This is a genomic window from Paenibacillus sp. N119s (assembly GCF_059447605.1).
On sequence record NZ_JCAJRU010000119.1, the window covers coordinates 1 to 14,960 of the forward strand.

The following is a 14,960-nucleotide window of genomic DNA, read 5'->3' on the forward strand; positions in this document are numbered from 1 at the left end:
TTTATATGGCATCTGTCCATATGCAGCGTGAGCTGGCTTTCGTAGCGCTTCGTCATTATCTTGAGGTTGAGATGGATGTATTACGTGATGTTAAAGAAAAATTGGAAGAATACAATCATACCTATGAATCAAACCAAATCACTCATCATCTTTTTCGACAGGACTGGATTCGTAACAGCATGTATCAGATGGCAGGAATGCTATCTTCGCCCTCTATTGACGATCTGAAGTTTTCTTTTCCCGGAAGCACGGCTTTTATTATTGCATCGGGACCATCGCTTCAACAAGATATTGAGTGGGTTAAACGCGTGCAACCTCATGCGCTTGTTATCGCAGCAGGCTCTAGTATTCAAGCACTAGTTAAAGAGGGAATACAGCCGCATTTAGCGGTCACGCTGGATGGTGGTATTATCAATGATAAGGTTTTTTCCCAGCCAGAAACGCTGGAAGCACCTCTATTATATGGGTCTACCTCTTATTATGGTATTACGGATCGTAAGCATAAAGATACCATCCATTTCGTATTAAGTAATGATCATATTTCACAGTATTATTTAGGAATTGATCGGACACAGGTTGCTATAACTGCAACACCGACGGTTGTAGGCTCAGCTATACAGGCGGCTGTATGGCTGGGGGCTCGACGTGTCGTACTGATGGGACAGGATTTATCCTTCCCAGGTAATAAGTTCTACGCAGATGGAGTAGGACATATTGAAGCATCCCACAATGCATCAATTGTAGAGAAGGCACCGCAGCAGGTATTGAACGTACATGGTGAATACAATGCTACAAATGAAAGCTTCTTGTTTATGAAAGACGCACTGGAAAATTTGTTTACAGCTTTATCTAGTATTGAATTCATTAATACGACCCGCAACGGGGCAGCGCTAGAGGGAACCGTTTGGAAGCCGATAGAAGAAGTATATGATATGATTGCCGAGGAACATATTGAGCGCGATGCAATAGCTAGTATCCAACGTAATCAACCCTTTAATATAAATGAAAATCGTATCGAAGGGGTTAAAGGGAAAATACAGCATACACTAAATGATTTCGCTCGATTCACGGAAGAATTGAAAGCCATGTTGAAAACAATCGGAAATATTAGAGAATGGAGTCGAACGAAGCCGCTTAAATGTCATAATGCGATTGTCGAAATTGAACAACGCTGGACCAACATTGTAAGTAGAGATTGGTTTGTTCCTATTATAGAAACAGCACTGCCGCTGGAGATTGGACTGTTTGACCAGCAGCAGCCTTTGATTGCCATAGAGCAAAATCTTACGCGTAAAGCCGATATGATACACGAACATCTCGGGAAGCTAGCGAATGAGATAGTGAACAAAATCCCGATGCTTGAAGAATTGTTTATAGAAGCGATTCGCAGAATAGATGAGATATAGAGTTTAAAGGACAGGGATGTGTTCAAAATGTTTAAGGAAACCTATAAAGGAAAAAAGATATTAATCACAGGTGGAACGGGAACAATAGGGCGTCAACTGGTGCAGAGACTTCTGAAGGACGAGCCGAGCGTGATTCGTATTTTTAGCCGTGATGAGCATAAGCAGTATGAAATGAATATTGACTTTCAGGCCTACTCAAATCAATTGCGTTTTCTAATCGGTGATGTGAGGGATCAGCAAAGATTGATGAGGGCAATGGAGGATATAGATTATGTATTCCATTTAGCCGCAATGAAGCACGTACCTTCGTGTGAGTATAACCCGTTTGAGGCTGTACAAACTAATGTTATAGGTACCCAAAATGTCATTCAAGCGGCTTTGGAGAATAGTGTAAAGAAGGTCCTTTTCACAAGTACGGATAAGGCTATTTCTCCAACCAACACATATGGTGCAACGAAACTAACAGCGGAGCGCCTAATTTCAGCCTCTGAATATCAAAAGGGTTCGAAGTCTACTATATTTTCTTCGGTTCGATTTGGGAACGTAATGGGGTCACGTGGTTCTGTTATTCCGTTATTCAAGAAACAAATTTTGGAGAATGGTGAAATTACTATTACTGATCCCGAAATGTTGAGATATATGATGACTCCTTCACAGGCGATTGAGTTAATCCTGCAAGCTAATGAGGCAGCCCAGGGTGGTGAGGTATTTGTCCTGAAGATGCCAGTTGTGCGAATTGCGGATCTGGCGGAGGCGCTTATAGAAACGGTGTCAGAAAAATACAAGCTGAATGATGAAGTGGCTATTAAATATATTGGTCTTCGACCTGGAGAAAAGCGCTATGAAGAATTAATGACTTTAGATGAACAATTAGTAGCTTTGGAATCGGAAAACATGTTTATTATTCCACCTGCTTTTCAAGGCCCCCCCAAATCTCTAAAAAGAAATATTACTGAGTTAGAGATGAATCCTATTGGTAAAGCGGTTGTTATTGATTGGTTATATGATGAGAGTCTTATATAAGAATACAGAAGAAAGTATGGGGACTTATGAATATTGTAGCTATCATTCAAGCTAGGATGGGATCTACTCGCCTTCCAGGAAAAGTCAACTTGAATTTACTGGGTGTAACAGTACTTGAGCGGGTTGTAGAAAGAATAAAAAAAGTAAAACAAATTAGTAAAGTTGTAGTAGCAACTACTGATTTAACGATAGATGAAACGATAGTAAATCTGGCTCATAAAGCAGGGGTTGAAGTATATCGTGGTAGTGAAAGTGATGTGCTGAAACGCTATTATGAAACAGCTGTCACACATAATGCGGATGTGATCATTCGTATTACTTCAGACTGTCCGGTGATAGATCCTATGATTATTGATCAGTTAATCAAAAATTACATTACTGGCTCTTATGACTATGTTAGCAATACTATTGAGCGCTCTTATCCAAGAGGGTTAGATGCAGAAGTATTTTCTTTTGCTTCTCTAGAAAAAGCACATCTGGAGGCGAAGAGTACGGAGCAGAGAGAACATGTGACACCTTATATTTACCAAAACCCAGATCGATTCTCTTTGCTAAGTGTTACTTATCCAAAAGATTTCTCTAATTATCGCTGGACTTTGGACACAACTGAAGATTGGGAGCTGATTCAGCAGATATATACCTATTTTAAGGATAGGGACAGCTTTGATTGGCAGGATGTTTTGGAACTAATGGAGACTTGCCCGGAAATTGCACTTATTAACTCGCATGTAGAGCAGAAGAAGCTCAAGGGGGAATAATGAGATTTTTGATTAGAGCAGATGCTTCTGTTGAAATCGGTACAGGACATGTAATGCGTTGTTTAGCTTTAGCAAAAACACTAATAGGCTTAGGAAAAGAAGTGGTTTTTGTTTTTCAACAAATGCCTGATCATTTAGTTGAGAAAATTAAAAAGATAGGTTGCATTCCGTTATATTTAAACAGCGAATATCCGGTAGGGTCAATTGAGGATGCTGTGTATGTAAGCTCAAAAGTCAACAATGCCTTTCAAAATGATTTTGATTGGATGGTTATTGATCATTATGAAATTAGTGGAATATGGGAAAAAGAAATGTATCGAATTGCTAAGAAACTTTTAGTAATTGATGATTTAGCTGACCGAATGCATATTTGCAATATCCTTTTAGACCAAAATTTATATGAATCTTCTGATTCAAGATATAATAAGTTAACGAATAATGCGAAACAATTGCTAGGACCAAGTTATGCTTTGCTAAGAGATGAATTTCAGCTGGAACGTCAGAACGTTAAAGCAAGAAATGGCGCCATTCGAAGTGTATTAGTCACTTTTGGAGGGACTGATCCTACTAATGAGACGCTGAAGTCTCTGTATGCATTGAAGAAAGAAGGGTTATTGGATAGCAACCTGGATTTTGATATACTAGTCGGCCAATCATATGCTCATCTCAAAGAATTGAGGAAGATTGTTGATTCAAATAAGAGTTTGAGTCTGCATGTTCAAACTAATTCTGTTGCAGCTATTATGAAAAAAGCTGATTTAGCCATTTGTTCTGGGGGAACTTTGACTTGGGAACGATATTGTATGGGCCTTCCGGGTTTGGTTATAGCGGTTGCTGAAAACCAGATTCATAATGCTATTATGGGAGAGAAATTAGGGATAGACAAATTCTTGGGTTTCCACTCCGATGTTTATGATCTTGATATTGTTAACAATTTAAAGGATTATGAAGGTGATTTACAGAATAATAGCTTAACAGCGTTTAAGATTGTTGATGGCAGAGGTGTAGAAAAAGTAATTAGGAACCTGGAGACTATTATTTAATTAAGTGGGGATCATATGGAACTACGAAGCGCGACCCTGAATGATTCGATCTTCATTTTTAATTTGAGGAATGATTTAGACACTAGAAAAAACTCGTTTGTCATGGACGAAATTCCCTATGAAGAGCATAAAAATTGGTTTGAAAAGTCATTAGAAATCAAAACAAGGAAAATACTCATAGCTTATGAAAATAAAGTATTAGTAGGAGTAATTAGATTAGACTTAAAAAGTGACAATGAAGCGGTAATTAGCATAAGCATTGATCCAAGTCTTAGACAAAAGGGATATGCTAATAAAATACTATGCGAAATTGAAAATTATACAACTTCTTGGAATAATGAAATAAAGGTTCTGACTGCTCTTATAAAGCCAAGCAATATTGCTTCAGTTAAATTGTTTAGTAAAAGGGGTTATACTGTCGTTTCGGAGAATAAGGAAGAAATAATAATGTGTAAAGAGCTTAGGGGGAAATGTCTTGACTGAATTTAAAATAATGAACAGGGAAATAAGCACAAATACTCGTCCCTTCATCATTGCAGAAATGTCAGGAAATCATAATCAATCATTAGAACGTGCTTTGCGTATTGTGGAAGCAGCGGCAGCTGCGGGGGTAGATGCTCTAAAGATACAAACCTACACTGCCGAAACTATGACTCTTAATATAAATTCAGGAGAATTTTTTATTAAGGATGAGGACAGTCTGTGGGAGGGTAAGAGCCTATATAATTTGTACCAGGAAGCATATACTCCATGGGAATGGCATGAACCTATTTTTAAGAGATGTAATGAGCTGGGTATTATAGGATTTAGTACTCCCTTTGATGCTACAGCGGTGGATTTTTTAGAATCACTTAATGTTCCTGCGTATAAAATAGCTTCTTTTGAAAATACAGATATTCCATTAATTAAAAAGGTAGCCTCAACGGGGAAACCCGTGATCATCTCTACTGGAATGGCTTCTATAGCAGAATTAGAAGAAGCTATTCAAGCAGTGAAAGAAACAGGAAATAACCAAATTGTGTTGTTGAAATGCACTAGTACGTATCCTGCATCACCTGAAAACACGAATATACGTACGATTCCTCACTTAAAAGATTTATTCAATACCCAAGTAGGGTTGTCTGATCACACTATGGGGGTAGGAGTTGCTGTTACTAGTGTTGCGTTAGGTGCTACTGTAATTGAAAAGCATTTTACTTTGTCTAGAGCTGATGGGGGAGTAGATTCAACATTCTCGTTGGAACCAGAAGAAATGAAATCATTAGTTATTGAGACTGAAAGAGCATGGCAATCTCTCGGAGGAATATCATATGGAGCGACAGATGCAGAAAAAGCATCTCTTCAATTTCGAAGATCTTTATATATTTCCGAAGATATGCAGGCAGGAGATATTCTTACGGAAAAAAATGTTAGGGCTATACGCCCAGGCTATGGTCTTCCACCAAAGTATATTGATCAAATATTAGGGAAAACCGTTCGCAGGAATGTGTTAAAAGGAACACCTATCAGTTGGGATATCTTGTGAATTGAAAAACTAAAAGGGAGAATGAAATATGAACATTTTACTTACTGGTGGCGCAGGGTTCATTGGGCGTTGGGTTGCCAAGCGTCTGCTGGAAGATGGGCATCAGCTTTGGATTGTAGACGATTTGTCGAATGGGCGCGAGGAGAATTTGTCGGAATTAGTCGAACGCAGTGGCTTCAAGGAGTTTATTAAGGGGAGCATTCTGGACGAAGCGTTGTTGGAACAGTTGTTCGAAGAGCATAACTTTGGAGTTTGTTACCATCTGGGAGCTTCGATAAATGTGCAGGATTCTATTGACGATCCACGCACTACTTTTAATAACGATACGGTAGGAACCTTCGCAATCTTGGAGCAATGCCGCAAGCATCAGACCAAGGTGGTTTTTATGAGCACATGTATGGTTTATGATCGCTGCAATGACGATAAGGGGATTAATGAACTGCATCCTACCAAACCCGCTTCTCCTTATGCAGGAGCGAAGGTTGCTGCTGAGAATATGGTACTTTCCTATTACTTTGCTTACGGACTACCGACAGTGGTTATACGACCGTTTAACACGTATGGTCCTTTTCAAAAGACAGGCGGTGAAGGTGGTGTAGTCGCAATCTTCATTAAAAACCACTTGGAAGGTAAAGATCTTAACATCTATGGTGAAGGCACACAAACCCGTGATCTTCTGTATGTCGAGGACTGTGCTCGCTTTGTTGTAGAGGCGGGCTTTAGCGATCGTGTTAATGGTCAGATTGTTAATGCAGGGCTGGGGCAGGATATTTCTGTGAATGATTTGGCTTTGCTGATTAGCGGTGATTCGTCACGTATCAAGCATATAGAGCATATCCATCCGCAAAGTGAAATTCAAAAGCTGCTGTGTAACTCAACGAAGGCGAAGGAGTTACTTGGTTGGGAACCACGTATTAGTTTGGAAGAAGGTATTCAGCGTACTACAAGATGGATTCGCGAGAGTGGCATGATCTAGTTTGTTTCAAGTATAGAGGGGGTTAACAGGATGTCCGATGATTTATTGTCTGGACCTGTGCGTGATACGCTGCTGCCCTATGGACAGCAATGGATTGATGATGAGGATATTCAAGCTGTAGTGGGTGTACTTCGTAGTGGTTTTATTACTCAGGGACCTGCAATTCAGAAGTTTGAAAACAAGGTTGCTGAGTATGTAGGAGCCAAGTATGCGGTGGCGTTCACTAACGGAACTGCCGCACTGCATGGAGCATGCTTTGCTGCAGGAATCGGGCAAGGTGATGAAGTCATCACAACACCACTTACGTTCCTAGCTAGTAGTAACTGTGTGCTATACCAAGGTGGAACGCCGGTGTTTGCAGACATTAATATGAATACCTACAACATTGATGCGGAACGGATTGCTGAGCGAATTACTGAGCATACCCGGGCGGTCATAGCCGTCGACTTTACGGGTCAGCCAGTTGAACTTGACAAGATATCGATGCTATGCCGAGATCATGGTCTGGTGTTAATTGAGGATGCTGCTCACTCTTTGGGGGCAGATTACCAAGGTAGCAAAGTAGGTTCATGGGCGGACATGACTATGTTCAGTTTCCATCCGGTCAAACATATTACGACAGGCGAGGGTGGCATAATTACGACGAATTCTGAGGAGTTTTATCGAAAATTGTTGCTGTTCCGTAGTCATGGTATGACACGGGATCCACAGGAATTGACAAAAAACGACGGCCCTTGGTATTACGAAATGCAGGAATTGGGATATAACTATCGTATGACAGATATCCAGGCTGCATTAGGCCACTCCCAGATGGATAGGCTAGATGCATTTGTAGATAAACGTCGAACAATCGCTCGGACGTATAATGAAGCTTTGAGTGAGTTGACAGGAATTGTCCTTCCTGAACAACTTGACGGGGCTCACTCCAGTTGGCACCTATACGTTATCCGTTGGGATTCTGAGCATTTTAAAGCAGATCGGAAAACCATATTTGAGGCGCTACGTGCTGAGAATATTGGTGTTAATGTGCATTACATTCCTGTTTATCTACAACCTTATTACCAACGCCTGGGATATGAGGAAGGACTGTGCCCGAACGCTGAGGAGTATTATCGGACAGCGGTAACCCTCCCCCTTTTTCCTAAGATGACAGATAAGGATGTACAGGATGTAATCCGGGCGATTCGTAAGATATGGACCAAATATACAAGGTGAGCTACTGAAAAATGTAACAAAATGAATTTATATATGAAGAGAAGTTTATTTTAATTTTTTGATTCAAATTAATTTTATTAGGGTAAAGGAGCTGAGAAGCTTCTTTATTTTTTGCTTTTACTCCCCTTGACTAAATCAATACCGAATCCTAATTTGTGGTAAAAAAATGTATGAAAACATTATCAATTCCAATTGACAATGGATAACTTTGGGTGGTATAGTCAAAAATGTGGGCGAGAGCTTCACTTCATTTGATGACGAAGGGAATGTTAGTGCATGCAAGGTAAAGTAAAATGGTTTAACGCAGAAAAAGGTTATGGTTTCATCGAAACGGCTGAAGGCGGCGACGTATTTGTACATTTTTCCGCAATTCAAACAGAAGGCTTCAAAACACTTGAAGAAGGACAAGACGTGGAGTTCGACATCGTCGAAGGCGCACGTGGACCACAAGCCGCTAACGTAACCAAATTATAATCATCCCGGCATAGCCGACCTACATAATTGGTAAGATGGTTAGCAATGGATAACGCGCTAGCACTGCCCTGGAATATATTCCAGGGCTTTTTTATTTTCTACATACATAAAAAAGCCCCTTACCTAAGGGTAAGGAGCTCAGCTCAGTTTAACAAAACGTTTACTCTAGAGAACCATCAAAGTCAGCCATCTCCACAAAAATGGTATTAGAGGAGGCGGATTGTTTCTTTATGCGTCCGTCTGGATAACGGAATTGATAGCGCAGGATGGCCTGGGCGATCAGATACGCGCGAAGTGCAGATTCGATATCGAAGGAGAAGACGATTATGGCTTTGTGGTCAGGATCAAGCTGGCCTAATGGAATACCTTGGAGCAAATTAGGATGCGGAAGCGGTACTGAGTTCACGGTGACGGTTCTCAGTACAAGGAAATCTTCAGCTGAGAATGGTGCTGTGAGCAATAGTTCCTCCATTGGGGTATTGCCGATGTTTTCCACCTGAAGGGTAAAGGACAAGGTATCTTCTTGTGCGACACGTAAAGCGCTAGAACTAAGTGTAAGTTTAGGAATAGCTGCGATAACAGTCAACTCTACAGTGTTGGTTTGAATGGTTTCCTTCAAGGTCTCTCCACCACTACGACGTGAGGTATATTCGATGGTGGCCTGGTTGCTGAATGTTCCATCTGCAGGTGCTTCACGAATTTGTGCCTGGAGCGTAAGTGTAAGCGTCTCCCCTGGTGCAATATCCGGGAGTGTGATACCAGTGCCAGGATTAGCGCCTGGCTGAGCTTTATCTTGGATCGTCAGGCTGTTGGGCACATAAACAAGTCCATGCGGCAACGGATCGGTGAACAACGGATACTGCGCAGAGATTCCTCCTTTATTTGTAATCTGTATGGTGAAGGTAAGTGTGTCTCCTACAGAAGCGTCATGGGTGTTCACCTGTTTCACTAATTCGAGCAGTGGGAACACCACTGGGATTGTGAGGGGATTGGTAGTTATGTGCCTGGTGCGATTCTTCCTCCAGGTAATGTAAATGAGTAGGTAAAGGCAGCTTGATTCACGATGTAGCCAGTTGAAGGTGTCTCGGATACGGTTACTTGGTAAGTCAGGGTCAATGACTGATCGGGTTCCACAGACCCAAAACTAACTCCGGCAGCAGGATCGACCCCTGTCAATGATTGACCGTTCAATTGGATGCTGTCTGGAATGTACAGGGTTCCGGCAGGAATGAAATTTTGCAGAATAACTTCTGAAGCAATGTTGCCAAAGTTATTAAGTAGTACCGTGTAGGTCAGGGTTTCTCCTGCTTGGGCCTCCTTGTTGTCTGTGGAGATGTTTGCGGCAAGCTTTGGACAGAAGTTTGGAAACTCACGATAAATGTATTTCCAGGTGCGACATTTCCAATGGCAATTCCAGCAGTTGACGAGGCGTTAGGGAAAGGTACAACGTCGATAAGGACACTACCCGGAACGAAGGAAGTGCCTGCTGGGATTGTATCGGTCACAACGGTATCTGTGACGGAATCCACACCGTTATTCGTAATGCTTAGTGTATATCTGATCGTATCTCCAACTACAGCAGCTGCCAGACTGGATGTTTTAGTCACCTGAATATTAGGTGCAGACACAGCGACATTAACTGTATTAGTGGCACCGAAGGTCCCCGTCGTGACCAATGTGCCGTCATCCCCGTTAATTTGGGACGCAAAAAAATTAGTCGAAAAATTGTTGGGCCCAGACAGCGCAGTTAAGCTGGATGTGGTAGGTCCAAACAACGCACGGTGCCCGGTGATATCCACGTCACCCTCTTGAGCGCTAATTAACGCCCTGCCGCGCAAAGTTCCCTGTACAGGCGTGGCAAACCCGCTCACTACCACGTTGACCGAGCCAGTAGCGCTGCTGACCCCTGCGCCGCCTTGAATGACCAGATTCGTTACATTTGCGGTTCTTACATAGGTACTGAGACTGGTAACGTTGACTGATGTTGCAGATTCAGGGCTAACTGTAGTAGATAAAGCAGGAGTCTGAAATATGATCGGATTACTGGCGCTGGACAATACATTGGTACTGCCATTGGCATAGCTTCCTCCCCAAATAAGCTCAGCATATAGCACGGTACTGCCTGCAGGGAGCACAAGAAATGCCGTCGATGAATTACTAGCAAAGGAAGAAGTCGTGCCGAATGGATACGTGCCAAAGCGAGAGGCTGTATTGGTTGTGACGAAAGCGCCAATGCTGGTCACTGTACCTGGCACCCCCGCCGAAGCAGAACGTGCCAGCCCGAGTGTATTTCCTATAAAGGTAATAGCCCCGGTCTGGTTCGTTGCATAACGCTGAATAAATGCCATGAATTAACTTCCTACTTTCCATCTCTTCCCGATCGGCTGTCTTAGGGATTTTGCAGGGGAAGAGCCAGCTGGGCTGGGAGTAATGATCCTTTCGTATAAATTGCTTGCATGATAGTCAGGTCTTGCTTTTAGCATAGGTTCTATACCGGATTCAGTCTGACAAATAACCCCCTCCCCAGTCGATAAAATACATAGCATGAACTCGAAATAGTGGATTTGTCATGACACCAGCAGAGTAACTTTTTAAATATCTCTTCATTATTCACATATGTATGCGAGCTGAATTTAAACATGACCCTTTTCATAGGAGGGCGTTACGGGAAGGTTTTTGTCGAACTATGATGAATTTTGTAAAAAAACTTCGAAATGCTGATCTCCTTTTTTACTTGGCGTTAACATATGTGTTATACTGAAAGGGCAAAGGAGGCGTGCCCTATGAACTTAACAGTACGAGGTCAACAGATCGAGGTTACCGACGCTTTGAAGGACTACGTTGATAAGAAATTCAGCAGACTTGAAAAGTATTTCGATGCACCCCCGACTTCTGATGGAAGTGTAACGTTAAGCACAACCAGAGATTTGCACACTGTAGAAGTAACCATTCCTTTGCCGGGGCTTGTACTCCGTGCCGAAGACGAAAGCGATGACATGTATGCGTCCATTGATGCCGTGGTAGACAAGCTGGAACGGCAAATTCGCAAACACAAAACCAAACTAAACCGAAAATTCCGGCAGGAAGGCAGTTTGAAAACCCTTTTTGTGGAAGATCCGGCTGGTGGTGTAGCTGTTGCTGAAGATGAGGATGCAGAATTGGATGAGCTGGAAGTCGTCCGCACCAAGCGTTTCTTATTGAAACCTATGGATGTGGAAGAAGCTATTCTGCAAATGAACATGATTGGACATAATTTCTTCGTATTTGCTAACATTGATAACGAAGAAGTTAACGTAGTTTACAAACGCAATGATGGTAAATACGGTCTGATCGAACGGGAATAGCCTGTACAGCAGGAACTTATTACATTTAAAATGAATAGTACGTTTGTTTGAAGCATGCTTCATGGATATCAGGAAAATGATAAAAACACGAGCCTTATCCTTGCGAACCTGGCGGGGTAGGGCTCTTTTATATGTTTTTTGTAAATGCGAATGAAAATTTCAACTTAATTAAGTGTAACCAATTGTGTATTTCATGCGTCAATTGTTTTGGTATCTTTAACCGAATGCAAATCTGGAGGCTGCTTGTGTTGCGGCATGTCCTACAAACTGTTACAATTTATGCAAAGAACATCGCACGATGGGCTGGTATAGCCGGGCCTGTCAAACATATCGGGAATCAATTTCATCATGGACCCTTTCTTATTGTGAAATTGATTCTATTAATTGTTTTGCGCGAAAGGGGTAAACCATGCTAGGAATTGTCAAGAAAATTTTTGGTGATACAAATGAACGTGAAGTCAAACGTTTGATGAAGACGGTTGAACTGATCAATAAAATAGAGCCTGATTTTGAGAAGCTCTCGGATGAGGAGCTAAAAGCAAAGACGGCGGAGTTTAGAGAGCGGATTGAACAAGGGGCTACGGCGGAAGAAATTCTGCCGGAAGCATTTGCAACGGTTCGTGAAGCGTCCAAGCGGGTGCTGGGCAAACGTCATTATGATGTACAGATGCTCGGCGGTATTGCGTTACACGAAGGGAAAATCGCCGAAATGAAAACCGGTGAAGGTAAAACGCTGGTCGGAACACTGCCGGTTTATTTGAACGCTCTGTTGGGCAAAGGTGTGCATGTAGTGACAGTCAATGACTACTTGGCACAACGTGACAGCGGAGAAATGGGACAGATTTATAATTTCCTAGGGATGTCCGTAGGGCTCAACTTAGCGAATATGGATCATGCTGCCAAACAGGAAGCTTATGCTTGTGATATTACGTATGGTACAAACAATGAATTCGGGTTCGATTATCTGCGCGATAATATGGTGCTTTACAAAGAACAAATGGTACAGCGTCCGTTGTACTTCTGTATCATTGATGAAGTGGATTCCATTCTCGTCGATGAAGCTCGTACACCATTGATCATTTCAGGACAAGCTCAGAAATCGACCGAGCTGTATTTTGCGGCTGATCGTTTTGTAAAGAGCCTGAATGTTGAAGAAGATTACACGCTGGATATTAAGGTGAAGTCAGTTGCTTTAACCGAGAACGGCGTATCCAAGGCTGAAAATTTCTTTGGTCTCGAAAACCTGTACGATCAGGAAAGTGTTACAATCAATCACCACATCGTACAAGCCTTGAAAGCGAACGCTATTATGCGTTTGGATGTCGACTATGTCGTGGCTGACGGTGAAGTCCTGATTGTCGATGAGTTCACAGGTCGGCTGATGGCTGGACGTCGTTACAGTGATGGGTTGCACCAAGCTATTGAAGCGAAGGAAAACATCATTGTCCAAAATGAAAGCATGACACTGGCGACGATCACTTTCCAAAACTATTTCCGTATGTACCGCAAATTGGCGGGGATGACGGGTACAGCGAAAACTGAAGAAGAAGAATTCAAAAAAATCTATGGTCTGGAAGTACTCCAAATTCCGACGAACAAGCCTAACCAGCGTGTAGATATGCCTGACGTGGTATACAAGAGCGTGAAGGGTAAATTCCATGCTGTGGTAGATGAAATTCTGGAACGCAACAAAAAGAACCAGCCGATATTGGTAGGTACGGTTTCTATTGAAAATTCGGAGCTTCTTTCTGAAATGTTGAAACGTAAAGGCGTTCGCCATAAAGTACTTAACGCCAAGTATCATGCCGAAGAAGCTGAGATTATTTCACGTGCAGGTGAAGCTGGCGCGGTTACCATCGCTACCAACATGGCTGGACGTGGTACTGACATCGTACTGGGCGAAGGTGTTGCAGAACTCGGTGGTTTGCACATCATCGGTACAGAGCGTCATGAGTCCCGTCGTATTGATAATCAGCTTCGCGGACGTGCAGGACGTCAGGGTGATCCGGGCTCCACGCAGTTTTACTTATCGCTGGGCGATGAGTTAATGAAGCGTTTTGGTGCAGACAATGTACTGAATATGATGGAGCGCTTGGGCTTCGAGGAAGACCAACCTATCGAGAGCCGTATGATTACCCGTGCTATTGAATCGGCTCAAAAACGTGTTGAAGGGAATAACTTTGATCAGCGTAAAGTCGTTCTCCAATATGATGACGTGATGAATCAGCAGCGTGCTATTATTTACAAGCAACGCCGTGAAGTGCTGGAATCAGAGAACATCAAGGAAATTGTGTTCGATATGATCAAGCCTGTCATTGAGCGTGTGGTGGAAGCTCACTGTGGTGATGATATCCCTGAAAACTGGGAGCTGGACGAAGTAGCAGAGTATATGAACAACAATCTGCTTGAGGAAAATTCACTTACGCGCGACGATCTGTGGGGTAAGGAAAAAGAAGAGATGGTCGATATGATCTTCGAGAAAGTTACCGATAGATACCACAGCCGTGAAGAGATGATCGGTGAAGAAATGGTACGTGAGTTCGAGAAAGTTATCGTACTGCGTGCAGTTGACAGCAAATGGATGGATCATATTGATGCTATGGATCAATTACGTCAAGGTATTCACCTGCGTGCTTATGGTGGTACTGATCCATTGCGTGAATACCAATTTGAAGGCTTCGAAATGTTCCATGCTATGATCGCCACCATCCAAGAGGAAGTTGCGACATACATCATGAAAGCACAAATCGAATCCAACCAAGAGCGTCAGGCTGTTGTTGATGAAGATAAAATCTCAACGAGTGGCGAGCCTGCGGCTCCTAAAAAGAAATCCGCTCCTTCGCGTCCGCGCAGAAAATAACGGATTGAAATTAAGGGATAGATATTGATATACACGATTCCTTGCGATGCATATAATGGCAGGCGGCAGTTCAACCACTGACCGTCGGCCATTTTGTGCCATACAGGGGTGAGACTGATGTTTTCAACTTATAGCTCTTCTGTTGGAGGATCAGTCTGAACATTGATGAATGGTTAGATTGCTCTCGATTCTTTTTAAACAATTATGACAAATAGGCAAGTCTCTGCTTATTTGTCAGTCAATTCCGCAGTTAATCTGGCTCACATACCAGAGCCTGTTAATTAAAAGCGGTATGACTTTACGGCGGTCGGTAGCGGAGCGAAGGATTTGAATCTG

General features: G+C 42.4%; 11 protein-coding genes and 1 pseudogene. 11 read left to right on the top strand and 1 reads right to left on the bottom strand.

The genetic code is table 11. The features are described 5' to 3' along the window. From AC5V8P_RS14625 to AC5V8P_RS14665, 9 genes are all read left to right on the top strand, one after another. Positions 1-1,406 (top strand): motility associated factor glycosyltransferase family protein (locus AC5V8P_RS14625; RefSeq protein WP_495473698.1); only part of this gene is annotated, 1,406 nt, incomplete at its 5' end. A gap of 27 nt (positions 1,407-1,433) precedes the next feature. Then, on the top strand, positions 1,434-2,429 hold the full coding sequence (locus AC5V8P_RS14630; protein ID WP_064797836.1) for a UDP-N-acetylglucosamine 4,6-dehydratase family protein: 996 nt from the start codon (positions 1,434-1,436) through the stop codon (positions 2,427-2,429). 26 nt (positions 2,430-2,455) lie between these two features. Next, positions 2,456-3,187 carry a cytidylyltransferase domain-containing protein gene (locus tag AC5V8P_RS14635; RefSeq protein WP_064797837.1) on the top strand — a complete coding sequence of 244 codons (732 nt, stop codon included), beginning with the start codon at positions 2,456-2,458 and terminating at the stop codon, positions 3,185-3,187. Next, on the top strand, positions 3,187-4,230 hold the full coding sequence (pseG, locus tag AC5V8P_RS14640; protein ID WP_064797838.1) for a UDP-2,4-diacetamido-2,4,6-trideoxy-beta-L-altropyranose hydrolase: 1,044 nt from the start codon (positions 3,187-3,189) through the stop codon (positions 4,228-4,230). Before AC5V8P_RS14635 ends, pseG begins: the two co-directional genes overlap by 1 nt. 15 nt (positions 4,231-4,245) lie before the next feature. Further along, positions 4,246-4,713, top strand: coding sequence for a GNAT family N-acetyltransferase (locus AC5V8P_RS14645; protein WP_064797839.1), 468 nt, complete (start codon positions 4,246-4,248; stop codon positions 4,711-4,713). A 10-nt stretch (positions 4,714-4,723) separates the two neighbouring features. Further along, positions 4,724-5,755: a pseudaminic acid synthase gene (gene pseI, locus AC5V8P_RS14650; RefSeq protein ID WP_081276869.1), complete on the top strand. Its 1,032-nt coding sequence runs from the start codon at positions 4,724-4,726 to the stop codon at positions 5,753-5,755. A gap of 28 nt (positions 5,756-5,783) precedes the next feature. After that, positions 5,784-6,731: a dTDP-glucose 4,6-dehydratase gene (locus AC5V8P_RS14655; protein ID WP_064797841.1), complete on the top strand. Its 948-nt coding sequence runs from the start codon at positions 5,784-5,786 to the stop codon at positions 6,729-6,731. Between the two features lie 30 nt (positions 6,732-6,761). Beyond that, positions 6,762-7,946: a UDP-4-amino-4,6-dideoxy-N-acetyl-beta-L-altrosamine transaminase gene (gene pseC, locus AC5V8P_RS14660; protein ID WP_064797842.1), complete on the top strand. Its 1,185-nt coding sequence runs from the start codon at positions 6,762-6,764 to the stop codon at positions 7,944-7,946. Positions 7,947-8,222: 276 nt separating this feature from the next. Next, positions 8,223-8,420: a cold shock domain-containing protein gene (locus AC5V8P_RS14665; RefSeq protein WP_007432685.1), complete on the top strand. Its 198-nt coding sequence runs from the start codon at positions 8,223-8,225 to the stop codon at positions 8,418-8,420. A 160-nt stretch (positions 8,421-8,580) separates the two neighbouring features. Here AC5V8P_RS14665 and AC5V8P_RS14670 read toward each other — a convergent pair. After that, positions 8,581-10,768: pseudogene (locus AC5V8P_RS14670) on the bottom strand (hypothetical protein). 435 nt (positions 10,769-11,203) lie between these two features. On the opposite strand from AC5V8P_RS14670, the gene hpf reads away from it, so the two are divergent. Next, positions 11,204-11,764 carry a ribosome hibernation-promoting factor, HPF/YfiA family gene (gene hpf / locus AC5V8P_RS14675; protein ID WP_064797843.1) on the top strand — a complete coding sequence of 187 codons (561 nt, stop codon included), beginning with the start codon at positions 11,204-11,206 and terminating at the stop codon, positions 11,762-11,764. A gap of 409 nt (positions 11,765-12,173) precedes the next feature. Further along, entirely contained in the window at positions 12,174-14,624 is a 2,451-nt protein-coding gene (gene secA, locus AC5V8P_RS14680) for a preprotein translocase subunit SecA (RefSeq protein ID WP_064797844.1), read from the top strand. Positions 14,625-14,960: the final 336 nt, after the last annotated feature.

Coding starts and splice junctions, on each gene's coding strand:
- AC5V8P_RS14630 (WP_064797836.1), top strand. CDS start 1,434: ATGTTTAAGGAAACCTATAAAGGAAAAAAGATATTAATCACAGGTGGA.
- AC5V8P_RS14635 (WP_064797837.1), top strand. CDS start 2,456: ATGAATATTGTAGCTATCATTCAAGCTAGGATGGGATCTACTCGCCTT.
- pseG (WP_064797838.1), top strand. CDS start 3,187: ATGAGATTTTTGATTAGAGCAGATGCTTCTGTTGAAATCGGTACAGGA.
- AC5V8P_RS14645 (WP_064797839.1), top strand. CDS start 4,246: ATGGAACTACGAAGCGCGACCCTGAATGATTCGATCTTCATTTTTAAT.
- pseI (WP_081276869.1), top strand. CDS start 4,724: ATGAACAGGGAAATAAGCACAAATACTCGTCCCTTCATCATTGCAGAA.
- AC5V8P_RS14655 (WP_064797841.1), top strand. CDS start 5,784: ATGAACATTTTACTTACTGGTGGCGCAGGGTTCATTGGGCGTTGGGTT.
- pseC (WP_064797842.1), top strand. CDS start 6,762: ATGTCCGATGATTTATTGTCTGGACCTGTGCGTGATACGCTGCTGCCC.
- AC5V8P_RS14665 (WP_007432685.1), top strand. CDS start 8,223: ATGCAAGGTAAAGTAAAATGGTTTAACGCAGAAAAAGGTTATGGTTTC.
- hpf (WP_064797843.1), top strand. CDS start 11,204: ATGAACTTAACAGTACGAGGTCAACAGATCGAGGTTACCGACGCTTTG.
- secA (WP_064797844.1), top strand. CDS start 12,174: ATGCTAGGAATTGTCAAGAAAATTTTTGGTGATACAAATGAACGTGAA.